This is a genomic window from Candidatus Polarisedimenticolia bacterium (assembly GCA_036001465.1).
Lineage (GTDB): Bacteria > Acidobacteriota > Polarisedimenticolia > Gp22-AA2 > Gp22-AA2 > Gp22-AA3.
Window position 1 is genome coordinate 1 of record DASYUH010000033.1, and the last position, 23,046, is coordinate 23,046.

Genomic DNA, 23,046 nt, shown 5'->3' on the forward strand with positions numbered 1-23,046 from the left:
TGTCGTTCCCAGCGCCGGTCGAGATGTCGCCGGCCACGATCTCCTCGGCGACGCGGCCGCCCATCAACATCGCGAGCTCGTCGCGGAGCTGCTCCCGGGTCATCATGAACCGGTCCTGCTCCGGCAGGGTCAGGGTGTACCCGAGCGCCCGGCCCCGCGGGATCACGGTGATCTTGTGGACCTCGTCGGTGTTCGGGAGGACGTGCGCCACCAGCGCGTGCCCGCCCTCGTGGTACGCGATCAGCCGGCGCTCCTCCTCGCTCATCACGCGGCTCTTCCGCTCCGGTCCCGCCACCACGCGGTCGACCGCCTCCTCGACCTCCTTCATCGAGATGCCGGTCCTCGATCGCCGGGCCGCGAGCAGCGCCGCCTCGTTGATCACGTTCGCGAGGTCCGCGCCCGTGAACCCGGGCGTCCGGCGGGCGAGGATGCCAAGGTCGACTTCGGGCTCGAGCGGCTTGCCCTTCGCGTGGACCGCGAGGATCGCCTTGCGACCCTCGATGTCGGGCCGGTCGATCACGATCTGCCGGTCGAACCGTCCGGGCCGCAACAGCGCCGGGTCGAGGATGTCGGGACGGTTCGTGGCCGCCATCAGGATCACGGTGGAGCGCTGGTCGAAGCCGTCCATCTCCACCAGGAGCTGGTTCAGCGTCTGCTCCCGCTCGTCGTGGCCGCCGCCGAGCCCGGCGCCGCGGTGCCGTCCGACCGCGTCGATCTCGTCGACGAAGACGATCGCGGGGGCGCTCGCCTTCGCCTGCTCGAACAGGTCGCGGACCCGTGCGGCGCCGACGCCGACGAACATCTCGACGAAGTCGGACCCGGAGATCGAGAAGAACGGCACGTTCGCCTCGCCCGAGATCGCCCTCGCGAGGAGGGTCTTGCCGGTCCCCGGCGGGCCCATCAGCAGGACGCCCTTCGGAATCTTCCCTCCGAGCTTCTGGAACTTCTGGGGCTCCTTCAGGAACTCGATGATCTCCTCCAGCTCTTCCTTGGCCTCCTCGACGCCCGCGACGTCCTTGAACGTGACCTTCTTGGCCTGGCTCGACGACAGCCGGGCCTTGGACTTGCCGAAGGACAGGGCCTTGTTGCCCCCGCTCTGCATCTGCCGCATGAAGAAGATCCAGACGCCCAGCATCAACAAGATGGGCAGCCAGCCCAGGAGGGTGACCACGTAGGACGAGTCCTTGGGCTTGCGCGCGTCGATGGCAATGTTCGACTTGCGCAGGTCCTTGACCAGATCGTCGTAATCGGGAGCGTACGTGGTGAACCGCTTCTGCAGGCCGTCCGGGCCGGTTCCGGCGTACTCGCCGGCAATCTCGTTGCCCGTGATCGTGACCTTGCTGACCCGGCCGGCCTCGACGTCCGCCATGAACTGGCTGAACGAGATCTCGACCTGGTCCGGGCGGTTGGCGCTCAGGAACTTATAGAAGAAGAGGACCGCCAGGATGATGAGGGTCCAGAAGGCGATGTTCTTCAAAAGCGTATTCAACGGCTGGGGCTCCTTTGCAAGGCTTCAATATAGACCGAAACCGTCCGCCTTTCAATCCATGGATCGGGGGTCCACCCCCGCCGAGCGGGCACGGGACGCGGCGCGCCCGGGGCCGGCAGCCGGTCCAAAGGCTCCTAGTCGACGTACGTCAGGTACGGGAGGTTCCTGTACTTTCCCTGGTAGTCGAGCCCGTATCCGACCACGTGCCGATCGGGGACCTTGAAACCGACGAAATCCGGGCTGAAATCGACCTTGCGGCGGTGCGGCTTGTCGAGCAGCGTGCAGACCCGCAGCGATCGGGGACCGTAGAGCTGGATCTGCTCGCACAGGTAGGCCAGGGTCACGCCGGTGTCGAGGATGTCCTCCACGAGCAGGAGGTGCATCCCCTCGATGCGGAAGGACGAGGTGAACCGCAGGGACGTCGAGAAGACGATCTCGGTCAAGCTGTCGGAGCGGCGGGAGGCGACGCTCTCGACGAAGCCGACCTCCATCGGCAGCTGGATCTGGCGCGTCAGATCGGCCAGGAAGACGAACGCTCCCTTGAGGACGCCGAGGACGGAGATCTCCTGGCCCGCATAGGCCTCGGTGATCTCCTTGCCGATCTGCTGGACGCGCTCGGCGATCTCGGCCTCGGAACGCAGGATCTCTCGTGACAGCTTCATCCGGATGTCTTCTCCAGGACCAGGACGCGCCTGGTCGTCTCGGTGATCTTGAAGCGATCGTCGATTTCGTGTTCCATGACCCAGGCGATGCGATCGCCCGACAGCACCAGGGGGATGCGGCCGCGCTCGTCCACCGGCACCTTGCGATCGATCAGGAACGCCTTGACCTTGCGCGTCCCCGGCGACCCCAGCGGCACGAACCGATCGCCCGGGCGCCGCGGCCGGATGAGGAGCGGCCCGGGCATCAGATCGGCGTCCAGGTAGGCGCGCTCGCGGCCGGCGGTCCGGAAGTCCAGGCGCAACTGCTCGCGCGGCACGACCGAGGCCTTGAGCCCCAGGCCGAAGCCGGGCAGGACCACCTCGCCGGGCACCGGACAGAGAGCCTCGCGGGGGGAGGCCCCCCCGCCCGAAGGCGTGTCGCCGCTTTCCGCAGGGCGCCGGGCGATGCGCAGCTGGTCCCCTTGCATGTCGACGGCGGTGCCGCCGGGCAACGACACGTGGCCGCGCCGCCGTCTTTCCTCGAGAAGGCTCAGCGACCGCTCGACGTGCTGCAGGGCGATCCGGCGCAGATCGCCTCGGGCCTCGGCGAGGGCCAGCCTCAGGATGCGCCGCCTGATGGGCACCGGCAGCTCCTGCAGGGCCCGGCCCTCCAGGACCACGCTCTCGCCCCGCCGCGTGGCGATCTCGCGGTACTTGTTCGCGGCCAGCTCTCCCAGGAAGCCATCCTCGTCGCGCAGGAGATCGGCGGCGTGCGCCAGCGCTTCGACGACGTTCGGGTTGAATTCCCGCTCCAGGAGCGGGATCAGGCGCCGCCGCGCGCGGTTGCGCGCCAGGGACAGGTCGCGGTTGGTGGCATCCACGCGGTAGGACAGGCGCCGTTCCCGAAGGTAGGCGAGAATATCCCGGCGCCTGACGTCGATGAGCGGCCGGACGATCACGCCATCGACGACCGGGTACGTCCCGGCGAGTCCCCGCGGCCCCGATCCGCGCAGCAGGCGCAGCAGCAGGCTTTCCGCCTGATCGTCGCGGGTGTGGCCCAGCGCCACCTTTTGCGCCCCGATCTCGCGCGCCGTCTCGAGCAGGAAGCTCTGCCGCAGCTCGCGAGCCCGCGCCTCGCGCGACGACTGCCGTCCCTCGCGCGTCTGCCAGACCCGGGTCCCCAGGTGGCCGACGGTCACCGGCAGGCGCATGCGGGTCGCCATGCGCCGGACGAATTCGGCGTCCCGCGCCGACGCGCGTCCGCGCCAGCCGTGGTCCAGATGGGCGACGTGCAGATCGAGCTTCATCTCGGGCGCCAGGCGGCGCAGCACCGACAGCAGGGCCGTCGAGTCGGGGCCGCCCGACACGGCGACCAGCACCCGCTCGCGCGGGCGCAGCATGTCGTAGCGGGCGATGGTCCGGCGTGCCTGGCGCTCGACCGTACCGGTGACGTTCTTCATCGTGTCCCGATCATAGAGCGGCTCTCCGTCGCCGGCCAGGAGTACGCGAAGCCCGCGGGAGATCCATCAAGGGGCGTCTGGTAGCGGTGCAGGGATTCGAACCCCGGACTCCGCGGATATGAGCCGCGTGCTCTAACCATCTGAGCTACACCGCCTTGCAGCGTGACCGATGATTCTAGGGGAGGGTCACAACCCTGTCAACTGCGGCAAAAGCCAACCCCTCTCCAGTCGCGGGTGGCGGGGCGCAGCGCGGCGCGCCTCATGCTCACTCGCGAAGGCTGCTGACAGGCCATGCGCATTGGAAGGATATCGAATGCGCTTCGCGTGCGAGCATGAGGCACACCCCGGCACCCCGCCCCGTCCCGCAACTCGATGCAGGTGTTTCCCGTACGGTGGATCGAGGGGTGGCCTATAATTAGTTCGGTCTGCGAGGGGCTGCGGCGTGAAGCAATGCAAGGAGTGCTCCGTCGGCGAGGACGACGCCTACCTGCACAAGTGTCCCATCTGTCACAAGATGATCTGCGACGAGCACAAGTTCATGCGCAGCGGGCGGATCTTCTGCAGCGACTTCTGCGCCGCCTATTTTTTCCACGAGGGGGACGATGACGACTGACGGCCGCCCGGAGCGCGTCGCGCCACCCCGCCGAATTCTCGGGCGGGCTCCCGGGCAGGAAGCCGGCTGATGGCGTTCCCCGCGCAGCGCCCGAGGCGCCTGAGGCGGACCGGGGCGATCCGGTCGCTGGTCCGCGAGACCGACCTGTCGGCCGGGGACCTCATCCATCCGCTGTTCGTCTGCCCGGGGAAGCGGGTGCGGCGGGAGATCGGCTCGATGCCGGGGCAGTTCAATCTCTCGGTGGACGAGGCGGTGGCCGAGGCGCAGGAGGCGCGGTCGCTCGGAGTGCCGGCGGTCATCCTGTTCGGCATCCCGCCGTCGAAGGACGCGAAGGCCTCCGGGGCCTACGATCCGCACGGCGTGGTCCAGGAGGCGACCGCGGCGATCAGGAAAGGCGCCGAAGGGATGCTGGTGATCGCCGACGTCTGCCTCTGCGAGTACACGGACCACGGGCACTGCGGCGTCGTGCAGGGGGACGACATCCTCAACGACCCGTCGCTCGAGCTGCTGGCGAAAACCGCGGTTTCCCAGGCGCGCGCCGGCGCCGATATCGTGGCCCCGTCGGACATGATGGACGGCCGGGTGGCGGCGATCCGCCGGGCGCTCGACGCCGCGGGGTTCGACCAGGTGCCGATCCTGTCGTATGCCGCGAAGTACGCTTCGGCGTTCTATGGACCCTTCCGCGAGGCGGCGCAATCGACGCCGAAATTCGGCGATCGCCGCAGCCACCAGATGGACCCGGCGAACGTGCGCGAGGCCCTGAGGGAAGTGCGGCTCGACATCGAGGAAGGCGCCGACATGGTCATGGTGAAGCCGGCCCTTCCGTACCTCGACGTCATCCACCGCGTGCGGCAGGCGGTCGACGTGCCTGTGGCGGCGTATCACGTCTCGGGCGAGTACGCGATGCTGGTCGCCGCGGCGCGGAACGGCTGGATCGATCACGATCGCGCCGTCCTGGAATCGCTCGTCGCCATCCGGCGTGCGGGGGCCGACCTGATCGTCACCTACTTCGCCAAGGAGGCCGCGCGCCTGCTCGCGAAATGAACGCCCGTCCGGGCGCTCCCTTCAGGCCGTCACAAGGATCATGGGCAACGTCTCCCGCAGCCTCTTCGAGAAGGCCCGCCAGGTCATCCCGGGCGGGGTGAACTCGCCGGTGCGCGCCTTCAAGGCGGTGGGCGGCGACCCGCTGTTTTTCGCGCGGGGCCACGGCGCCATCCTTCAGGACGTGGACGGCAACGAGTACATCGACTTCGTCGGATCCTGGGGCCCCCTGATCCTGGGCCACGCGCACCCGGACATCGTGCGCGAGGTGCAGGAGGCGGCGACGCACGGCACATCGTTCGGCGCGCCGAACCCGCACGAGGTCGAGCTGGCGCGGCTGGTGGTCGAGACGGTCCCGGGCATCGAGAAGGTCCGCATGGTCAACTCGGGGACCGAGGCGACGCTGTCGGCGCTTCGGCTGGCCCGCGCGTTCACCGGGCGCGACCTGATCGTCAAGATGGATGGCTGCTACCACGGCCACGTGGACGCGCTCCTCGTGAAGGCGGGCTCGGGCGTCGCGACCCTCGGCCTCCCGGGGACGCCGGGAGTGCCGGCGCGGGTGGCGGAGCAGACGCTCGTCGTCCCCTACAACGACCTGGACGGGTTCGCGGCGCTGGCGAAGGAGCGCGGCAGGGAGATCGCCTGCGTCATCGTCGAGCCGGTGGCGGCCAACATGGGGGTCATCGCTCCCAAGCCCGGCTACCTGGAAGGCCTGCGCGAGATCTCCTCCCGGCACGGCATCCTCCTGATCTTCGACGAGGTGATCACCGGCTTCCGGCTGGCGCCCGGCGGAGCGCAGGAGCTGTACCGCATCGCTCCCGACCTGACGACCCTGGGGAAGATCCTGGGCGGCGGGCTGCCGATCGGCGCCTACGGAGGGCGCGAGGAGATCATGGACCGCGTGGCGCCGGAGGGGGACGTCTACCAGGCCGGAACGCTGGCCGGGAACCCGCTGGCGATGCGCGCCGGCATCGCCATGCTCAAGGGACTGCGCGCGCCGGGGGTGTACGCCGCCCTGGAGCGGCTGTCCGCCCGCCTGGCACGGGGCCTCGAGGCGGCGGCCGAGGAGTCGGGAACGCCGGCGCGCGTGACCCGCGTCGGTTCGCTCCTGACCCTGTTCTTCACGTCGCACGATCCGGTCGACTGGGAGAGCGCCTCCCGATCGGACACGCGCCGCTATGCGGCCTACTTCCGCCGCATGCTCGAGCGCGGCATCTACATGGCCCCCTCCCAGTACGAGGCGCTGTTCGTCTCCCTGGCCCACACGGACGAGCAGATCGAGACGACCATTGCCACGGCCCGCGACAGCCTGAAGGGCATGCGCTGGGGACCGCAGGCCTAGGAGCCTGTCCGAGTATTCGTGCGCGCTCCTGATCCGCGGCCGCAGGCGGCTATAATCCCGCGCGTGCTGGAGCTCTATCAGTTCGAAGGATGCCCGTTCTGCGAGAGGGTCCGCGTCGTCCTCGACGACCTGGGACTCGACTACGTCGTGCGGACCGTTCCCAGCCGCCATGCCCGGCGCGACCGGGTGGTCGCCGTCTCGGGCCAGACGCTCGTTCCGGTCCTGGTGGACGCGGATCGGGGCCAGGTCGTGGTCGAGTCGGACGCCATCGTGGACTACCTTAGAGAACACTACGGTCGAAAGGACGGTTGATGCCCGAGTTCATTTTCACGATGAAAGACCTGCGCAAGGTGGTCCCTCCGAAGCGCGAGATCCTCAAGGGGATCTGGCTGTCGTTCTACTTCGGCGCCAAGATCGGCGTCATCGGCCCGAACGGCTCGGGGAAGAGCTCGCTCCTGCGCGTGATGGCCGGCGAGGACCACGAGTTCATGGGAGAGGCGTTCCCGGCGAAAGGGATCCGGATCGGGTTCCTGTCCCAGGAGCCGCGCCTCGATCCGAAGAAGACGGTGCTCGGCAACGTCGAGGAAGGGGTCGCCGGGACGCGGGCGCTCCTCGACCGCTTCAACGCCATCAGCGACCGGCTCGGCCAGCCGCTCGAGGGGGACGAGATGGAGAGCCTGCTCGAGGAGCAGGCGAAGGTGCAGGACCAGATCGACCACGCCAACGCCTGGGAACTCGACCGCACGCTCGAGATCGCCATGGACGCGCTGCGCTGCCCGCCCCCCGACGCCGACGTCACCGCCATCTCGGGCGGCGAGAGGCGGCGCGTGGCGCTCTGCCGGCTGCTCCTGCAGCGCCCCGACCTCCTGCTGCTGGACGAGCCCACGAACCACCTGGACGCCGAATCGGTCGCCTGGCTCGAGCGCTTCCTCAAGGACTATCCCGGCACCGTCGTGGCGGTCACGCACGACCGGTACTTCCTGGACAACGTCGCCGGCTGGATCCTCGAGCTCGATCGCGGGGCGGGGATTCCCTGGGAGGGGAATTACTCCTCGTGGCTCGACCAGAAGAAGACCCGCCTGGCGCAGGAGGAGAAGGCGGCGGGCGCCCGCCAGCGGACGCTGGCCCGCGAGCTGGAATGGGTGCGCATGGCGCCGCGCGCCCGCCAGGCCAAGAGCAAGGCGCGCGTGAACGCCTACGAGCAGCTCCTGGCTCAGGAGATGGACAAGCTCCCGGAGACGGTGGAGATCTACATCCCGCCCGGCCCGCGGCTTGGTGGCGTCGTCGTCGAGGCGGACCGCCTGCGCAAGGGCTACGGCGATCTCCTGCTGTTCGACGATCTGTCGTTCAGATTGCCCCCCGGGGGGATCGTCGGCGTCATCGGGCCGAACGGGGCCGGCAAGACGACGCTGTTCCGGATGATCACCGGGCAGGAGACGCCGGACTCCGGCAGCCTGCGCGTCGGCGAGACCGTGAAGCTGGCCTACGTCGACCAGAGCCGGGACGTCCTCAAGGGCAGTCAGAACGTCTGGGAGGCGATCGCCGAAGGGAACGAGGTGCTGCAGCTCGGCAAGCGCTCGCTGAACTCGCGCTCCTACGTGGCGTCCTTCAACTTCAAGGGGCCGGACCAGCAGAAGCGGGTGCAGGACCTTTCAGGGGGGGAGCGGAACCGGGTCCACCTGGCCCGCATGCTGAAGAGCGGCGCCAACCTGCTGCTCCTGGACGAGCCGACCAACGACCTCGACGTCGACACGCTGCGGGCGCTCGAGGAGGCGCTCCTGGAGTTCGCCGGCTGCGCCGTGGTGATCAGCCACGACCGCTGGTTCCTCGACCGCATCGCCACGCACATCCTGGCGTTCGAGGGGGACAGCCGGGTCGTCTGGTTCGAGGGGAACTACCAGGACTACCAGGCGGACCACCGGCGGCGCCTCGGCGTCGACGCGGACCAGCCGCACCGCATCAAGTACCGCAGGCTGACGCACGACTGATCCGGGTCCCGGCCCCCCCGCGCCGCGCGGACCTCCCTGGGCTACTGCGTCGGCGCCGGATGCCCCAGGACGACGCCCACCACCACGAGGGCCAGCCCGGCGACCTGGATGAAGAACGACTTCTTGTTCTCCTGCCAGTTCTTCACCAGGAAGACCAGGCCGACCGGCGCCAGGAAGAGCACGCCCAGGCCCCAGACGACGCTCACCTTGAAGGCGTTGATGATGAGCATCACGCCCCCGACCAGCATCAGCACCCCTCCGAGCAGCAACAGGACGGCCGTCAGCATGGCGATTCCCCCATTCGAGCCTGCGATCACTGCCTGTGCGCGAACCACCCCCCGCGCGGAGGCTCAATCTTGTGATGGGGGAAGGGGAAGGCAACCGCCTGACGATCTTGTAACCTGCAAGTCGGCGTACGCCGGAACGCAGGGGTCGTGCGGGCAGGTCATGACGGCCGACGGGAGGTGTTCAGGGCTCCGTCCCCGGCCCGGTTCTCAGCTCAACGGCTCCAGCTCGACGCGGCGGTTCTCGGCACGGCCCGCCCGCGTGTCGTTGTCCGCTATCGGCTGCCTCGATCCATACGCCCTGGTCTCGAGGCGGGAGGCCGACACGCCCTTGCTGATCAGGTAGGCGCGCACCGCGTCGGCGCGCGCCTTCGAGAGCTGCCGGTTGAAGGCGGCCGCGCCGGTCGAGTCGGAATGGCCGGAGATCCCGATCACGACGCGGGGATTCGCCTTGAGAGATCGGGCGACCTGGTCGAGAACCCGCAAGGACTCGCCGTCCAGCCGGGCGCTGCCGGTGTCGAAATAGACCCCCTTCAGGACGAGAGCCCCGCCGCCGGTCGCCCGCCCGTGCTGCAGGAGCTGCGTCAGGGTCTCGCCGTCGACCCGCCCCGTCGGCCTCAAGGTGTGAGTGCGCTGAAACTCCATGAGGGCATCGCGCGTCGAGGCATCGACGACTCCACGCTCGTACGCCCCCGCCCTGAGGTGCCCGAGGCGCTTCAGAATCCCCTGCGCCTCCTCGATCGTCGCGGGCGAGGTGTAGACAAAGTCCGGCTCCACGGTGCTCGCGGCCGTGGCCCGGGCCGTCGCCCCGATGAAGCCGGCCGCCATGAAGCACAGGATGGTGCCGAGCAGCGCGCCTGGATTTTTCGGGTTCACCGGCGATCTCCTTGGTGTTGAGCCACGGCCCGGTGGCGCCTTGCGGCCCCTCGTCGCCACGTCGCCCGGGAGAACGAATTATAGACCGATCACCCCCGGCTCAGAGCTTCTCGAGCTGGGCGTAGCGCGGCAGGAGCTTCTTGGAGCCGTAGATCGAGAACGACACGGTCAGCTTCAGGCGCTCGCCGCTCCCCTCGACCCCGATCACCGTGCCGACACCGTATTCGGGGTGCTGCACCCGCGATCCCAGGCTGAACTGCGAGGCGGTCCCGGCCGCCGGAGCGGCTCCGGCGTCCTCCGGCAGAAGCTGCGACTCGTCGTCGCGGGTCCGCGCCGCGGCGCGGCGCCTGCCGATCGCCTCGGCGGCCCCCAGGATGCGGGCGGCATAGGGGGCGGCCTGGGCGTCCTCGTCCAGGGCGCTCTCGCGGAGCAGGCGGGACGGGATCTCCCGGAGGAAGCGGGACGCTTCGGCGGGCTTCGGCTCGCCGTACAAGCGGCGGGTGAGCGCCCGGGTCAGGATGAGGCGCGTCCGGGCGCGCGTCATGCCGACGTAGAACAGGCGGCGCTCCTCCTCGATGTCGTCGTGCTCCTCGCCGGATCGCGCGTGCGGGAAGAGGTTCTCCTGCAGGCCCGCGATGAACACGACGGGGAACTCGAGCCCCTTGGCCGAATGCAGCGTCATCAGCCGCACGCCCGAGGTTCCCTGCACGTTCTCGGTCTCGGACAGGAGCGCGGTGCGATCGAGGAAGGCCTTGAGGCCATCCTCGACACCGTCCCAGGCGGAGACGGCGGTGACCAGCTCCCGCAGGTTCTCGACGCGCGAGGCGGCGTCCCCGGGCGCGGTCTTCTCGAGATACGCCTCGAACCCGGTGCGCTCGATGATCGCCGCCGCCAGGCGCCCAGGGGTGTTCGTGGCGATCGAGGCGCGCAGGCCGCCCATCAGGTCCAGGAACGATTGAAGCGCCCTGGCGGCGCGCCCCGCGACGCGTCCCGCCTCCAGCGTCCTGCGCATCGCCCCCTCGAACGGCGCCGACGCCTCCCGGGCCACCTCGGCGACCACGTCGAGCGTCGTCCGGCCGATGTCCCGAGCCGGCACGTTGGCGATGCGGCGCAGGCTGACGTCGTCGCGCGGGTTCAGGAGGGCGCGCAGGTAGGCCAGGACGTCCTTCACCTCCTTGCGATCGTAGAAGCGCGTGCCGCCGACGATGATGTAGGGCACGCGGTGGCGCGCCAGGGTCTCTTCCAGCGCGCGCGACTGGGCGTTCGTCCGGTACAGCACGGCGATCTCCTCCAGTCCGTGCTCGCGCCGCAGCCCCTGGATCCGGCCGACGATGCGCTCCGCCTCGTGCCGTTCGTCCACGGCAGCCAGGAGCTCGAGCGGCGCGCCGGCGGGCGCGTCGCACCACAGGGCCTTGTCGATGCGGCTCCGGTTGTGGCGCACCACGGCGGTCGCCGCCTCGAGGATGTTGCCGGTGGAGCGGTAGTTCTGCTCCAGCCTGATGATGCGGGTGCCGTGGAAGTCCTCCTCGAACGACAGGATGTTGTTGATGTCGGCGAAGCGGAAACGGTAGATCGACTGGTCGGGATCGCCCACGGCGCACACGTTGCCGTGCGCCGCGGCCAGGTGGCGGATCAGCCGGTACTGGGGCCGGTTGGTGTCCTGGTATTCGTCCACCATCAGGTAGCGCACCTGCTCGGCGGCGGCGCGCGCCAGGTCGTCGCGCGCGGCGAACAGCTCGAGGGCCTTGCCGATCAGGTCGTCGAAGTCCATGGCGTCGCAGGCCTTGAGCCGCTTCTGGTAGAGCGCGTAGACCTTCGAGACCAGGTCGTCCTGCAGCCCCTCCTTGGCGCGCTCGAACGCCTCGGGGTCGAGCCCCTGGTTCTTGGCGCTGCTGATGCGGTTGCGGAACATCCGCGGGGTGAACGAGGCGTCGTCGATCGACAGCTCGGCCAGGCATTCCTTGACGAGCGCCGCCTGGTCGGACTCGTCGTAGACCAGGAAATCGTTCGAGAAGCCGAGCCGATCGGCGTGCCGGCGCAGGTACCGCAGGCACCAGGAATGGAAGGTGGACACCTGCGCGCCCCCCCGGTCGGCGCCGACCAGGCGCTCGACGCGCTCCTTCATCTCGCCGGCCGCCTTGTTGGTGAAGGTCACCGCCACGACCTGGTGCGGCGGGGCGAGGCCCCGGGCCAGGATATGGGCGAGGCGGTGCACGATGACCCGGGTCTTGCCCGACCCGGCCCCGGCCACGATGAGCAGCGGCCCCTCGGCGTGCTCCACCGCCTCCCGCTGCTGCGGGTTGAGCGGATCGAGAAGTGGATCCATGCGCGGATTATCGCACACCGCCGGGACGCGCCTGCGGCGTCCCCGGGGCGGCTCGCGCGCCTGACGCCTCCGTAAGCGAATGCGGGTTGACTGGTGTCGGGTCCGCGGATAGCCTCCGGGTGGACGGGTCCTCCCGGGAGACACGAGGTGACCATGCGCCGGATCGGGCTGCCATCGCTGGTGCTGCTGTCGCTGTTCTCCCTCGGGCTCCCGTCGGACGTTCCTCCCGGACGGGCGCAGCCGACCCTGAGAAAGCTGACCTATCCCGGACGATCATGGTCCCTGGTCGTCGATCTGCCCGGATTCGAGTTCGAGGAGCGGGCCACCCGAAAGGATCTGACGGGGATCCGCGTTTTCGGCGAGAACAAGCGAACGGGTGTGGTGCTCTCCATTTTTCTGGAGAAGGCCGAAGGCAAAGGGGGCGCAGAGACGTGCCGCGCCTTCTACTGGAGCCGCGCAAAACGAGCGACGCCTCGTCCGCAGGACGTTCGCTTCACCGAGCGGAAGAACATGGCCCTCGTCGAATACACCACCTCAGGATCGCCGGGCGAGGCGGTCCGGATGGACAACGTGAGCACTTACATGTCACACGACGGAGTGTGGATCGAGACCCATCTGTCGAAGGACGGCCGCATGGCCAGGGACCGTGTGGTCTTCGACACCATCGTGGATTCGGCGCGCATCGTGGAGATGGGCCGGGACTCGCGGGCGGGATCCATCGCTGTCTCCGCCCCTATCCCTCCGCCGGAGCCGTTCTTTTTTCAGGCTCCGGGGAAGGAGTGGGGCGTCCTCATCGAGGCTCCCGGTGCTGTTTTCGAGATGACGCCGCTCTACGAATTCGACAGAACGGGTCACGAGATCACGCAGCAGCGAGTCACGGGGAATCAATGGAATGGGCGGATCGAGAAGACCGGCCTGGTCCTCTGGGTCGCCCTCGCGACGGTCGATCGCATCGACGCGAACCAAGCCAGGGACCTCCTGTGGGAAACCTTCAAGCGCGGTGAGGCGGGCCAGATGACCGACATCACGCGCTTCGAGCGGGGCGAGTGGCCCATCGTGGAGTACCGAGTTCCGCTCGTCGACGGCAAGAGGGTGGATATCAAGAACACGCTCGCCTTCCTGGGGCGCGATGGAGTTGCAGGCATCATCATGATCTCCAAGGTGGACTATAGGCCGGAGGACGCCTCCGCCTTCGAGACGGTGATCGGATCCATCCGGATCGCGGAGCGCGCCCCTACTCCACCGTGACGGACTTGGCCAGGTTGCGCGGCTGATCGACGTCGCAGCCGCGCCGCAGGGCGATGTGGTAGGCGAGGAGCTGGAGCGGGAGGACGGCCAGGATCGGCGTCAGGAGGTCCGAGGTCCGCGGCACGGTGATGGTGCGATCGGCGCGGCGCGGCACCTCGTCGTTCCCTTCGTGGGTGACGGCGATGATCGCGCCGTCGCGCGCCCGGGCCTCCTCGAGGTTCGTCATCATCTTCTCGTAGAGCGTGTCGCCGAAGACCAGGGCGACCACCGGCAGGCTGCGATCGATGAGGGCGATCGGGCCGTGCTTCATCTCGCCGGCCGGGTACCCCTCGGCGTGGATGTAGGAGATCTCCTTCATCTTCAGGGCGCCTTCGAGGGCGATCGGGTAGTTGATGCCGCGCCCGAGGTAGAGGAAGTCCGACGCCCGGTGGTAGTCCTTGGCGATCTCCTCGATCTCGGCGTCCTTCGCCAGGACCTGCTCGATCTGCGTCGGCAGGTGGAGCAGGTTCTTGATGTGCTCCTTCGATTCCTCGAGGGTGAGGGCGCCGCGGGCCACCCCCAGGTGCAGGGCCTGCAGGAACAGGGCCGCGATCTGCCCCGTGAAGGCCTTGGTGGAGGCGACGCCGATCTCGGGGCCGGCGTGCGTGTAGATCACGCCCTGCGCCTCGCGGGTGATCATCGAGCCCACGACGTTGCAGATGGCGATCGTCTTGACGCCCCGGCCGCGCGCCTCGCGCTGGGCCGCCAGCGTGTCGGCCGTCTCGCCCGACTGGCTGATCACCTCGACCAGGTGGTCCTTCTCGAGGATCGGGTTCCGGTAGCGGAACTCGGAGGCGATGTCCACCTCCACGGGGAGCCGCGCCAGCCGCTCGATCAGGAACTTGCCGATCAGCGCCGCGTGCCAGGAGGTGCCGCAGGCGACCAGGTGGAGCTTCCGGCAGTTGCGGAACTCCTCCAGGGTGATCTCCATCTCGTCCAGGAAAATCTGGCCCGTGTCCTGCGAAACGCGGCCCAGAAGGGTATCGCGGATGGCGCGCGGCTGCTCGTAGATCTCCTTCAGCATGAAATGCTTGAAGCCGGCCTTCTCGGCCATGATCGGGTCCCAGGTGATGCGCTGCACCCGCTTGCTGATCGGCTGGCCGGCCGGGTCGGTGATCACGATCCCCTGTTCGGTGATCACCGCGACCTCGTGGTCGTCGAGGAAGAAGACGTCGCGCGTGTGGTGCAGGATCGCCGGGACGTCGGAGGCGACGAAGTACTCGTCCTTGCCGAGGCCCACGACCAGGGGCGGCCCGTTGCGCACCGCCACGATCTTCATCGGGTCGTGCGCCGAGACCACGCAGAAGGCGTAGCTGCCCCCCAGGCGCGCGACGGCGCGCCGCACGCCGTCCTCCAGCGACACGTCGCCGCCCTTGCGGTACTCCTCGATCAGGTGGGCGATCACTTCGGTGTCGGTCTCGGTCTTGAGGTGGTGGCCCTGGGCCGCGAGCTCCCGTTTCAGGTCCTTGTAATTCTCGATGATGCCGTTGTGCACCACCACGAGGTTGCCGGTGCAGTCGCGATGCGGGTGGGCGTTCTCCTCGGTCGGACGGCCATGGGTGGCCCATCGGGTGTGGCCGATACCGAAGGATCCCTCCAGGTTGACCAGGCGGAGGTTCTCCTCGAGGTCGCGGAGCTTCCCCGCGCTGCGCACGACCTGGATGGCGCCGTGGTTGATGACGGCGATGCCGGCGGAGTCGTAGCCCCGGTATTCGAGCCGCCGCAAACCGTCCAGAAGGACGGTGCTGACCTTCTTCTGCCCGACGTACCCGACGATGCCGCACATGACGGGCTCGAATATACGGCATCCGGAGCCCGGACGCCAAACGGGGGGTGAATGGGGCGGCGGGACGGCCTGGGGACCGGCTCCCGGAAGGCTAGTCCGATCGCCCGCCCTTGCTCTTGTGGCCCTTCCGCCGCGCCTGGGGGCCGAACCTCTTCACCCAGTCCTCCTTCACCACCTGCTCGGCGCGCGAGACGGCCAGGGCATACGGGGGGACGTCTTTCGTGATGGTCGAACCGGCGCCGATGAAGGCGCCCTTGCGGATTCGCACCGGGGCGACGAGCTGCGTGTCGCTGCCGACGAACACCTCGTCCTCGATGACGGTGCGCAGCTTCGAGACCCCGTCGAAATTGCAGGTGATCGTTCCGGCGCCGATGTTGGCCTTGCGGCCGACCTCGGCGTCCCCCAGATAGGTGAGGTGGTTGGCCTTGCTCCCGGTCGCCATGCGGGTCTTCTTGATCTCCACGAAGTTGCCGACGCGCACGTCCTCCTCGAGCTGGGTCTCGGGACGGAGGTGGGCGAACGGGCCGATCCGGCAGCCGCGCCCGATTCTCGACTGGGCGATGACGCAGTACGGAAGGATCGCGGTGCCGTCGCCGACGACCGAATCGGCGATGCGCGTGCCGGTTCCGATCACCACACCGCGCCCGATCTCCGTGGCCCCCAGGAGCATGACCCCGGGCTCGATGATCGTGTCCGGGCCCACTTTGACCTCCACGTCGATGTAGGCGGTCACGGGATCGAGGATGGTCACCCCCTCCTGCATCAGGGCGGCCGACTTGCGCCGGTGCAGGGCCCGGACGGCCGCCGCCAGCTCGCGCCGATCATTGACCCCCAGCACCTCTTCGGGATCGGGATGGCGGTAGGCGGCCACCTTGTGGCCGTCGCGCCGCAGGATCTCGACGAGGTCGGTCAGGTAGATCTCCTTCTTCGCATTGTCGGCCCGCGCGCGCTTCAACGGGTCCCACAGCCACTGGGCGTCGGAGCAGTAGATGCCGCAGTTGATCTCCCGCGTGGCCTTCTCCTCCGTCGTGGCGTCCGACTCCTCCACGATGCGCGACACGTCCCCGCTGTAGGTGCGCATGACCCGTCCGTACCCCTTCGGGTCGGAGACGACGGTGGTCAAAAGGCTCAGCGGCGCTCCGGAGGCGCGATGGAAGTCGAGGAACCCTTTCAGCGTGTCGGGGCGGAGGGCCGGCAGGTCGCCGTTGAGGATCAGGACGTCCCCTTCGTAACCGAGAAGCTGCGATTCCGCCGACAGGACGGCGTGCCCGGTGCCGAGCTGCGCGTTCTGATAGGCGAAGCCGATCCGCTTGTCCCCCTCGCCCACGGCGCGCCGCACCTCGTCCGCCTGGTTGCCCACGACGACGACGGTGCGCGCCATGCCCGCCGCCTTCGCCGCCTCGACCACGTGCCGGACCATGGGCCGGCCGGCCACGGCGTGGACGAGCTTGGAGGACTCCGACAGCATGCGCTTCCCGAGCCCGGCGGCGAGAACCATGGCGCACACGTCGCGACGGCGCGCGGCAACGGCCGGCCGGCGCACGTGGCGCCCCGTCAGAGCGGCCGCGCCGCCGGCGGCCGCGGCGCCGCGAAGAAAGGCCGAGCCCTGGATCGGCTTCCCCGGCACGCCGCCGGGCGCGGCGGCCGGACGGACCGCGTTCATGCTGTTCCGGATGGAGCCCGAGGGCCCATTTCCCTGGCTCCCGGGGTGCAGGGGACGGACCCCGGCAGGCAACGGTCTTGCCGACACGGAGGCAGGGAGGATGACCTGGCCGGGCCTCGGCGCCGACGCCCGCAGGGAGGTGACCAGGATTGCGGCGGGGCCGGGGGCTGCCGCGGGTCGTTTGCTGCGGGCCGATTTCCGGGAGGGGCGCGCCGCCCGGGACCGCCGACGTGACGGCGGCCGCGCCTTCTTCCGGCCGGGCCGTGCTTTCCTGCGCTTCATACCCATCCCTGGCCTGCGTCCCCCGGGGACCGCTACATCTCTTCCGGATGGATCAGGTTCTGGAAGTTCTCATCGTCACGCAACTGCTCGAAATCCGGATCGTTGCGCGCGTGGATGCGGTTCGTGATGTTCAGCTCGATCGCCTCTTTCAGGTGCTCCAGGGCCTCACGGCGCTCCCCTTTCTGCGCGAGCGTGGAGGCCAGGACGTAGTGCACCTTCTCGTCCTTGGGGCTGGTCTGCAGGGCGCGCTCCAGGAGCTTCACCGCCTCCTCGTAATTCGCCTCGTTCGCCTTCATGACTCCGTAATAGAAGTAATCCTCCGGCTTGCGCGGCTGCGGCTCTCGCCGGTCGGCCATGCCGTTGCAGATCCGGACGTACACCTGGGCCCGGTCGGTGAGCTCCTTCTCCTGCGGGAAGCCGGTGACCACCGCCTGGAAGTGCTCCAGCGCCTCGGGGTAGCTCTGCTTCTGCAGAAGGGAGACGCCCCGCTCGAACTCCTTGATCGCCTTCTCATGGATCATCCACGTGTTCGTGGGGGTCGTCCCCGCCGCCTTGTTGCTCTTCTTCGCTGCTGCCTTCTTCATCGTGTTGCCCCGCCCCTCCCGGGATCGTCCCGGATGGAAGGCCGCAAGTGGTTCGCGGCCGGTGGAAAAAAGATGTCCTCGAATGAGGGAAAAATGATTGGCGAAATAGGGATGCTAGCAAATGCTATCTTTATGTGTCAACGCACGTTCGGAGCCCGCGCATGGCCGCAAGGGGTGTGTTCATCGGGTTGGGGTCGAATATCGGCGATCGCCGTGCCCACCTGGACCGGGCCCGGAATGCCCTGGGGAAGGCGGGACTCAAGGTTTCGCAGCAGTCCTCGCTCTATCGCACGGATCCAGTGGAAGTTGTTGACCAGGAAGAGTTTATCAATCAAGTGGTCGGATGCGAAACGGGCCTGGGGCCGGAGGCCATCCTGGAGGTCTGCCTGGCAGTCGAGCGATCGATGGGGCGGGTCCGGACCCGGGACAAGGGGCCGCGGGTGATCGACCTTGACCTTCTCCTCTCCGGGAACGATATCCGATCCGGGGTGGCCCTTCAGGTGCCCCACCCCCGGATGCACCTGCGGCGTTTCGTTCTCGTGCCGCTGGCGGAGATCTCCCCGGGGGCCTGGCACCCCGTCCTCAACCTGACGGCGGCGGAATTGCTCGCGAAGTGCCCCGATCGATCCCGCGTGGAACGGGTGCTGCTATAATGCGCGGCTCTCTTCGGAAGATTAAGGATGAATTTCAAGTTCATCGCGGTCGAGGGCCCGATCGGCGTCGGCAAGACGAGTCTTGTCGATCTGCTGGTGGAGCGCTTCGAGGCGGCCCGCATCCTGGAGAAGGTCGAGAACCCGTTTCTCAACGACTTCTACCAGGATCGCCCGGGCGCCGCCTTCCAATGCCAGCTCTTCTTTCTCCTGAATCGCTTCCGCCAGCAGCAGGAGCTGGCGCAGGGGAGCCTGTTCCAGAAGACCCTGATCTGCGACTACATCTTCGCCAAGGACAAGATCTTCGCCTACCTCAACCTGGACGACTCGGAGCTGATGCTGTACGAGAAGCTCTACGGCGTCCTCGAGCCGCAGGTGCCGCACCCCGACCTGGTGATCTACCTGCAGGCCCGGGATGCCGTGCTGATGGAGCGCATCCGCTCCCGGCACCGGAACTACGAACGGGAGATCTCGGAGACCTACGTCGCCGAGCTGAATCGCGCGTACAATTACTTCTTCTTTCACTACAACAGGACCCCGCTCCTGGTCATCGACACGTCGGAGATCGACTTCGTGAAGAGCCGGGAGGACCTGGAGGAGCTGTTCCGGCAGATCGACACGATGCAGAAGGGCGTGCAGTACTACATCCCGCTCGGATCCGCGAAAGGACCGGGACTGGCACGCGCGTAGGACCGCGCGTCCTTCTGATCGCAGGCGCTTAACCCGTTCCCTCTACCGGCCGTGTCCGTGCCGGAGGGGAGAAGGAGGTCCGATGAACCGCCCGCCCAGGGCCCCGGCCATGCAGGGGCCGTCCGCGTCTTCCGAAAAAAAAGTGACCGTGCCGGAGCTGCGCGCCGCCAGGAGCGCCGGCCGCCGCATCGTCATGCTGACCGCCTACGACTACCCGACCGCCCGGATCCTCGAGGCCGCCGGCGTCGACATCCTCCTGGTAGGGGACAGCCTGGGGAACAACGTCCTCGGGTACGAAAGCACCCTGCCGGTCACCATGGAGGAGATGCTGCACCATACGCGCGCGGTGACGCGGGCGGCGCGGCGCGCCCTGGTCGTCTCCGACATGCCGTACCTGTCGTTCCAGACCGGCCGGCGGGACGCCATCAGGAACGCCGGCCGCTTCCTGAAGGAGGGGGGGGCGGCGGCCGTCAAGATCGAAGGCGGCCGCAGGCGCGCCCCCCTGGTCAGGGCTTTCCTCGACGCCGAAATCCCCGTCATGGGGCACATCGGCCTCACCCCTCAGTCGGTCCATCTGATGGGGGGCTACCGGGTGCAGGGGAAGAAGGCCGACCAGGCCCGCGCCCTCGTGGAGGACGCCGTGGCGCTCGAGGAGGCGGGGGCCTTCTCCCTGGTCCTCGAGGGGATGCCCGAATCGGTGGGCCGCATGGTGACCGAGGCGGTCGGCATCCCGACGATCGGAATCGGCGCGGGGCGCTTCTGCGACGGCCAGGTCCTGGTGATTCACGACATGCTCGGACTGGGAGAGGCGCCTCCGCCCCGGTTCGCGCGCCGTTACGCGGAGATCGGGCGGGAGATCGAAGATGCGGCGCGCCGCTTCATCGCGGACGTCCGGGCGGGCTCGTTTCCATCCGAGGCGGAGATCTACACCTCCCCGGAGGCCCTGGCGTCGGCGCGCGGGGCGGGACCCGGCACCCGGACAGGCTCCTAGGCCGATGCAGGTGATCGTCACCGCGCAGGCGATGCAGGCCTGGTCGCGCGCCGCGCGCGGGGCCGGGAAGCGGATCGGCCTGGTGCCGACCATGGGTGCTCTTCACCGGGGGCACCTGTCGCTCATCGAAAGGGCCCGGGCCGAATGCGGCGCCGTCGTCGTGTCGATCTACGTCAACCCGTTCCAGTTCGGCCCGGGGGAAGACTTCCGGGCCTACCCGCGCGATCCGGAGAAGGACGCCGCGATGGCGAGAACGGCCGGATGCGACGCCCTGTTCATTCCGCCGGACGAGGAGGTCCATCCTCCCGGCCACCGGACGTTCGTGGAGGTCCAGGGGATGCAGGACGTTCTCTGCGGCCGCAGCCGCCCCGGGCACTTCCGCGGCGTGGCGACGGTGGTGGCCAAGCTGTTCGCCATCGTGCGGCCGGACGCCGCCTACTTCGGTGAAAAGGATGCGCAGCAGGTGCGCATCCTCCGGAGGATGGAGCGCGATCTTAAAATGGGGGTCGAGATCGTCTCGTGCCCCATCGTGCGGGAAGAGGACGGCCTGGCCCTGTCGTCCCGCAACGCCTATCTGACCCTCGCCGAGCGCCGGGCCGCGCCGGTGCTCTATCGGGCGCTTCGCGCCGCGGCCGATCGCGCCCGCGCCGGCGAGACCGACGCCGCGCGCCTCGTCGCCCTGGTGCGCGACACCATCTCCTCCGAGCCGCTCGCCCGCCTCGACTACGCCGAGGCCGTGGACGGCGAGACGTTGGAACCGGCGACGGCCGCCGTCCCGGGCACGCTCCTGGCCGTCGCGGCCTGGTTCGGCCACGCCCGGCTGATCGACAACATCAGTTTCTAAACGCCCGTTCAGTCGTTGACAGGTTCCCTGGATCGTCGTACGTTCCAGGGCATCGCCGCATTCCTGCGCCGTCGCGCGCCCTCGAGGAGTGTTCCCATGCCCGCTCAACGTCGTTGTTCTGTTCGGGACATCCATCGCCTGCTTTTCGCCGCCGTCGTGATTGGCGCCACGGTCCTGGCCGCGGCTGCCGCTCTGGCCCAGAACTGCACCCCGCAGAACACCTGCACCGATCCGCGCGGCTGCCCCGACTTCCGCGTCGATCCCGGGGCGCTGCTGTACGTCCTCACCTTGGGGAATACTGCCATCGACAAGCGCACTTACGCACCGACCGACTGCTCGGTCGTCGAGGGGGAGGTCCCGGCCGGCACCAACGACTTCCTCTTGTTCAGCACCGCGATTACCAACTTCGGCCCGGGTGCGTTGACTCTCGGAAACCCTGCCGACCATCCGGAATGGTTCGACCTGGTCACCTGTCACGGGCATCCGCACATCAAGGAATACGCCGACTACCGACTCTGGACCGCCGACGGCTACAACCAGTGGATCGCCCTGCGCGCCGCCAATCCAGGGGCGTGCGCCCAGGACCTGCTCGACGCCAACCCGGCGATCGCGGCCCAGATGATCAAGGGGGGGAAGCGCGGATTCTGTCTCTACGACGTCCTGGCGCACAACGACCTGAGCACGGTGTCGAGAACCTGCACCGCCCCGCTCGACCCGCAGACTTATCTCGACTGCAATAACTCGGGCCTCAGTGTCTGCTGGCTGGACATCTACGAGCCGATACCCGGCATCGACGGCCAGTCGCTTCCCATCACCGATCTTCCGAACGGGAACTATGTCCTCGAGAACGAGGCGAACGCGCGCCACTTCTTCACGGAGACCGAGTACATCAACAACTCCGCGGCGGTCAGTTTCCGTTTGCACCAGGGCAAGATCGCCAAGAAACCGAAGCCTGCGATCCTGACGCCCTAGGCCTCGGACACTCTCCTGGGCCCCGGGCGACCACGAGGGGGCCCGGACGGTCCTAGTGCCTGATCTCCTGTTGCGTCGGCTCGAACCCGAGGCTCGAGACCGCGGGGGCGGCCGTGCCGCCGAAACGGTAGGAGTAGCCGGCCACCACGACGTAATCGGGGAAGGTCGCGTCGCCGGCGTTGCCGCTGTAAGGGTTCGGCAGCCGGTTGCGGAGAAGACCAATCGGCACGTTCACCGAATAGCTCGAGCGGCCGTGCGTGTACACGATGCCGGGCTCGACATAGGTCTCGTAGCCGGGGCGTCTCCAGCCATGGCTGGCGCCGACCAGGTCGTAGCGCGGCACGCCTTCGATCCGGAAGCCGATCGACACGGTCAGGGTCTCCTTGATGACGGGGAAGGAGGCCCCGGCCCGCGCCAGATACTGGTCGGGAACGGAGTTGTCGAGCAGGTCGGCGAAGGCCGGGTTGGCTCCCAGTCCGAGCCCGACGATGATCGATGGCGTGCCGTTGGTGTCGCGCGGGTTCGCCAGGTAGAAGCCCGAGCCGTAGAACGACACGTGCTTGAGGCTCTTGTAGGCCTGCGTCTCGAAGATGATTCCCCAGCCGCCGTCCCCGGGTTGAATCGACTGGTCCACGGCCTTGAGGGTGTCGTTCGTGGCGGTGATGTCGGGATACTCGTCCTTGGCATCGTGCTCGCCGGTGGGGGCCTTGATTCCGAGCGCGACGGACCAGTTGCCGCGCGGGTGCCTGACCGGATCGAGCAGCCAGTAGCGCGCCTGCGCGCTGACATCGCCGAGGCCGCCGGCATTCTGCTCGCGGCGCGGGCCGAGCGTCCCCATGGCCGGCGTCGGCAGCGACCAGGTCGCATTGACCACCGGGATCAGGCCGGAGACGGTGAAGCGCCGGGTGACGTTGTACGAGGCGCCCAGGTCGTAGATCTGCTGTGTGTTGGACACATAGTTGTTGGCCGACTGGCGCTGGTACTGGAACTTGGTCCCGTTGTAATGGTCGGTCGATTTCGCGCCGCGGTAGTTGAAGAAGAACTGCCATTCACCCGGCGCGAACACCACCTGATCCGCGGCGCCGAACACCGGTTCGTTGTTTCTGATGGCAATGCACCCCTGCGCGCTGGCCGTCCGCGCCGTCAGCAGCGCCGCCGACGCCAGCGCCAGGACGGCCGCGATTCGTATCGTTCGCATGAAAGGCTCCCGGGACGTCGTCCCTGTTCGTTAGTTCGC

Annotated in this window: 21 protein-coding genes and 1 tRNA gene; 11 read left to right on the plus strand and 11 right to left on the minus strand. The window is 68.4% G+C overall.

All coding sequences use genetic code 11. The features are described 5' to 3' along the window. From ftsH to VGV60_06875, 4 genes are all read right to left on the minus strand, one after another. The coding region (gene ftsH / locus VGV60_06860; GenBank protein HEV8700976.1) for an ATP-dependent zinc metalloprotease FtsH at nt 1–1,489 on the minus strand (1,489 nt) is incomplete at its 3' end. 134 nt (nt 1,490–1,623) lie between these two features. Beyond that, nucleotides 1,624–2,151: a hypoxanthine phosphoribosyltransferase gene (hpt, locus tag VGV60_06865; protein HEV8700977.1), complete on the minus strand. Its 528-nt coding sequence runs from the start codon at nt 2,149–2,151 to the stop codon at nt 1,624–1,626. Continuing rightward, complete coding sequence (tilS, locus tag VGV60_06870; GenBank protein ID HEV8700978.1) at nt 2,148–3,590, minus strand: tRNA lysidine(34) synthetase TilS; 1,443 nt, start codon at nt 3,588–3,590, stop codon at nt 2,148–2,150. Before tilS ends, hpt begins: the two co-directional genes overlap by 4 nt. A gap of 78 nt (nt 3,591–3,668) precedes the next feature. Continuing rightward, a tRNA-Met gene (locus VGV60_06875) sits at nt 3,669–3,745 on the minus strand. Nucleotides 3,746–4,032: 287 nt separating this feature from the next. Here VGV60_06875 and VGV60_06880 point away from each other — a divergent pair. The 5 genes from VGV60_06880 (at nt 4,033) to ettA (ending at nt 8,574) form a co-directional block, all read left to right on the plus strand. Continuing rightward, nucleotides 4,033–4,203, plus strand: a complete 171-nt coding sequence (locus VGV60_06880; GenBank protein HEV8700979.1) for a hypothetical protein — start codon at nt 4,033–4,035, stop codon at nt 4,201–4,203. Nucleotides 4,204–4,272: 69 nt separating this feature from the next. After that, nucleotides 4,273–5,247: a porphobilinogen synthase gene (hemB, locus tag VGV60_06885; protein ID HEV8700980.1), complete on the plus strand. Its 975-nt coding sequence runs from the start codon at nt 4,273–4,275 to the stop codon at nt 5,245–5,247. A gap of 40 nt (nt 5,248–5,287) precedes the next feature. Next, a complete protein-coding gene (gene hemL, locus VGV60_06890) occupies nt 5,288–6,586 on the plus strand; it encodes a glutamate-1-semialdehyde 2,1-aminomutase (protein HEV8700981.1) in 1,299 nt (432 codons plus the stop codon). Between the two features lie 63 nt (nt 6,587–6,649). Further along, the gene (locus VGV60_06895) at nt 6,650–6,898 is read left to right on the plus strand and encodes a glutathione S-transferase N-terminal domain-containing protein (protein HEV8700982.1); all 249 of its coding nucleotides are present in this window, start codon (nt 6,650–6,652) and stop codon (nt 6,896–6,898) included. Next, complete coding sequence (gene ettA, locus VGV60_06900; protein ID HEV8700983.1) at nt 6,895–8,574, plus strand: energy-dependent translational throttle protein EttA; 1,680 nt, start codon at nt 6,895–6,897, stop codon at nt 8,572–8,574. Before VGV60_06895 ends, ettA begins: the two co-directional genes overlap by 4 nt. A gap of 41 nt (nt 8,575–8,615) precedes the next feature. Here the strand turns inward: ettA and VGV60_06905 are convergent, their stop codons facing one another. The 3 genes from VGV60_06905 to VGV60_06915 form a co-directional block, all read right to left on the minus strand. Continuing rightward, nucleotides 8,616–8,861, minus strand: coding sequence for a hypothetical protein (locus tag VGV60_06905; GenBank protein HEV8700984.1), 246 nt, complete (start codon nt 8,859–8,861; stop codon nt 8,616–8,618). A 207-nt stretch (nt 8,862–9,068) separates the two neighbouring features. After that, nucleotides 9,069–9,734, minus strand: a complete 666-nt coding sequence (locus tag VGV60_06910) for an OmpA family protein (protein ID HEV8700985.1) — start codon at nt 9,732–9,734, stop codon at nt 9,069–9,071. A 100-nt stretch (nt 9,735–9,834) separates the two neighbouring features. After that, on the minus strand, nt 9,835–12,060 hold the full coding sequence (locus tag VGV60_06915) for a UvrD-helicase domain-containing protein (protein HEV8700986.1): 2,226 nt from the start codon (nt 12,058–12,060) through the stop codon (nt 9,835–9,837). 147 nt (nt 12,061–12,207) lie between these two features. On the opposite strand from VGV60_06915, the gene VGV60_06920 reads away from it, so the two are divergent. Then, nucleotides 12,208–13,308: a hypothetical protein gene (locus VGV60_06920; protein ID HEV8700987.1), complete on the plus strand. Its 1,101-nt coding sequence runs from the start codon at nt 12,208–12,210 to the stop codon at nt 13,306–13,308. On the opposite strand, the gene glmS is transcribed toward VGV60_06920, so the two are convergent. The 3 genes from glmS to VGV60_06935 all read right to left on the minus strand — a co-directional run bounded on the left by glmS (nt 13,295) and on the right by VGV60_06935 (nt 17,662). Continuing rightward, nucleotides 13,295–15,133 carry a glutamine--fructose-6-phosphate transaminase (isomerizing) gene (gene glmS / locus VGV60_06925; protein ID HEV8700988.1) on the minus strand — a complete coding sequence of 613 codons (1,839 nt, stop codon included), beginning with the start codon at nt 15,131–15,133 and terminating at the stop codon, nt 13,295–13,297. The genes VGV60_06920 and glmS overlap by 14 nt on opposite strands. Before the next feature lie 91 nt (nt 15,134–15,224). Beyond that, complete coding sequence (gene glmU / locus VGV60_06930) at nt 15,225–16,631, minus strand: bifunctional UDP-N-acetylglucosamine diphosphorylase/glucosamine-1-phosphate N-acetyltransferase GlmU (GenBank protein HEV8700989.1); 1,407 nt, start codon at nt 16,629–16,631, stop codon at nt 15,225–15,227. A 479-nt stretch (nt 16,632–17,110) separates the two neighbouring features. Next, the gene (locus VGV60_06935) at nt 17,111–17,662 is read right to left on the minus strand and encodes a tetratricopeptide repeat protein (protein HEV8700990.1); all 552 of its coding nucleotides are present in this window, start codon (nt 17,660–17,662) and stop codon (nt 17,111–17,113) included. Between the two features lie 161 nt (nt 17,663–17,823). Here VGV60_06935 and folK point away from each other — a divergent pair, with 161 nt between their 5' ends. From folK to VGV60_06960, 5 genes are all read left to right on the plus strand, one after another. Further along, entirely contained in the window at nt 17,824–18,315 is a 492-nt protein-coding gene (gene folK, locus VGV60_06940) for a 2-amino-4-hydroxy-6-hydroxymethyldihydropteridine diphosphokinase (protein HEV8700991.1), read from the plus strand. 27 nt (nt 18,316–18,342) lie between these two features. Further along, on the plus strand, nt 18,343–19,002 hold the full coding sequence (locus VGV60_06945; protein HEV8700992.1) for a deoxynucleoside kinase: 660 nt from the start codon (nt 18,343–18,345) through the stop codon (nt 19,000–19,002). An 82-nt stretch (nt 19,003–19,084) separates the two neighbouring features. Then, nucleotides 19,085–19,993: a 3-methyl-2-oxobutanoate hydroxymethyltransferase gene (gene panB / locus VGV60_06950; protein HEV8700993.1), complete on the plus strand. Its 909-nt coding sequence runs from the start codon at nt 19,085–19,087 to the stop codon at nt 19,991–19,993. Between the two features lie 4 nt (nt 19,994–19,997). Beyond that, nucleotides 19,998–20,837: a pantoate--beta-alanine ligase gene (gene panC / locus VGV60_06955; GenBank protein ID HEV8700994.1), complete on the plus strand. Its 840-nt coding sequence runs from the start codon at nt 19,998–20,000 to the stop codon at nt 20,835–20,837. Nucleotides 20,838–20,933: 96 nt separating this feature from the next. Further along, entirely contained in the window at nt 20,934–21,809 is an 876-nt protein-coding gene (locus tag VGV60_06960; GenBank protein HEV8700995.1) for a lysyl oxidase family protein, read from the plus strand. A 52-nt stretch (nt 21,810–21,861) separates the two neighbouring features. Here VGV60_06960 and VGV60_06965 read toward each other — a convergent pair whose 3' ends face one another. Next, nucleotides 21,862–23,007, minus strand: a complete 1,146-nt coding sequence (locus VGV60_06965; protein ID HEV8700996.1) for a hypothetical protein — start codon at nt 23,005–23,007, stop codon at nt 21,862–21,864. Nucleotides 23,008–23,046 lie beyond the last annotated feature (39 nt).

Coding starts and splice junctions, on each gene's coding strand:
- VGV60_06965 (HEV8700996.1), bottom strand. CDS start 23,007: ATGCGAACGATACGAATCGCGGCCGTCCTGGCGCTGGCGTCGGCGGCG.
- VGV60_06960 (HEV8700995.1), top strand. CDS start 20,934: ATGCCCGCTCAACGTCGTTGTTCTGTTCGGGACATCCATCGCCTGCTT.
- VGV60_06915 (HEV8700986.1), bottom strand. CDS start 12,060: ATGGATCCACTTCTCGATCCGCTCAACCCGCAGCAGCGGGAGGCGGTG.
- VGV60_06905 (HEV8700984.1), bottom strand. CDS start 8,861: ATGCTGACGGCCGTCCTGTTGCTGCTCGGAGGGGTGCTGATGCTGGTC.
- glmU (HEV8700989.1), bottom strand. CDS start 16,631: ATGGTTCTCGCCGCCGGGCTCGGGAAGCGCATGCTGTCGGAGTCCTCC.
- tilS (HEV8700978.1), bottom strand. CDS start 3,590: ATGAAGAACGTCACCGGTACGGTCGAGCGCCAGGCACGCCGGACCATC.
- hemL (HEV8700981.1), top strand. CDS start 5,288: ATGGGCAACGTCTCCCGCAGCCTCTTCGAGAAGGCCCGCCAGGTCATC.
- hpt (HEV8700977.1), bottom strand. CDS start 2,151: ATGAAGCTGTCACGAGAGATCCTGCGTTCCGAGGCCGAGATCGCCGAG.
- panB (HEV8700993.1), top strand. CDS start 19,085: ATGAACCGCCCGCCCAGGGCCCCGGCCATGCAGGGGCCGTCCGCGTCT.
- glmS (HEV8700988.1), bottom strand. CDS start 15,133: ATGTGCGGCATCGTCGGGTACGTCGGGCAGAAGAAGGTCAGCACCGTC.
- folK (HEV8700991.1), top strand. CDS start 17,824: ATGGCCGCAAGGGGTGTGTTCATCGGGTTGGGGTCGAATATCGGCGAT.
- panC (HEV8700994.1), top strand. CDS start 19,998: ATGCAGGTGATCGTCACCGCGCAGGCGATGCAGGCCTGGTCGCGCGCC.
- VGV60_06945 (HEV8700992.1), top strand. CDS start 18,343: ATGAATTTCAAGTTCATCGCGGTCGAGGGCCCGATCGGCGTCGGCAAG.
- VGV60_06935 (HEV8700990.1), bottom strand. CDS start 17,662: ATGAAGAAGGCAGCAGCGAAGAAGAGCAACAAGGCGGCGGGGACGACC.
- hemB (HEV8700980.1), top strand. CDS start 4,273: ATGGCGTTCCCCGCGCAGCGCCCGAGGCGCCTGAGGCGGACCGGGGCG.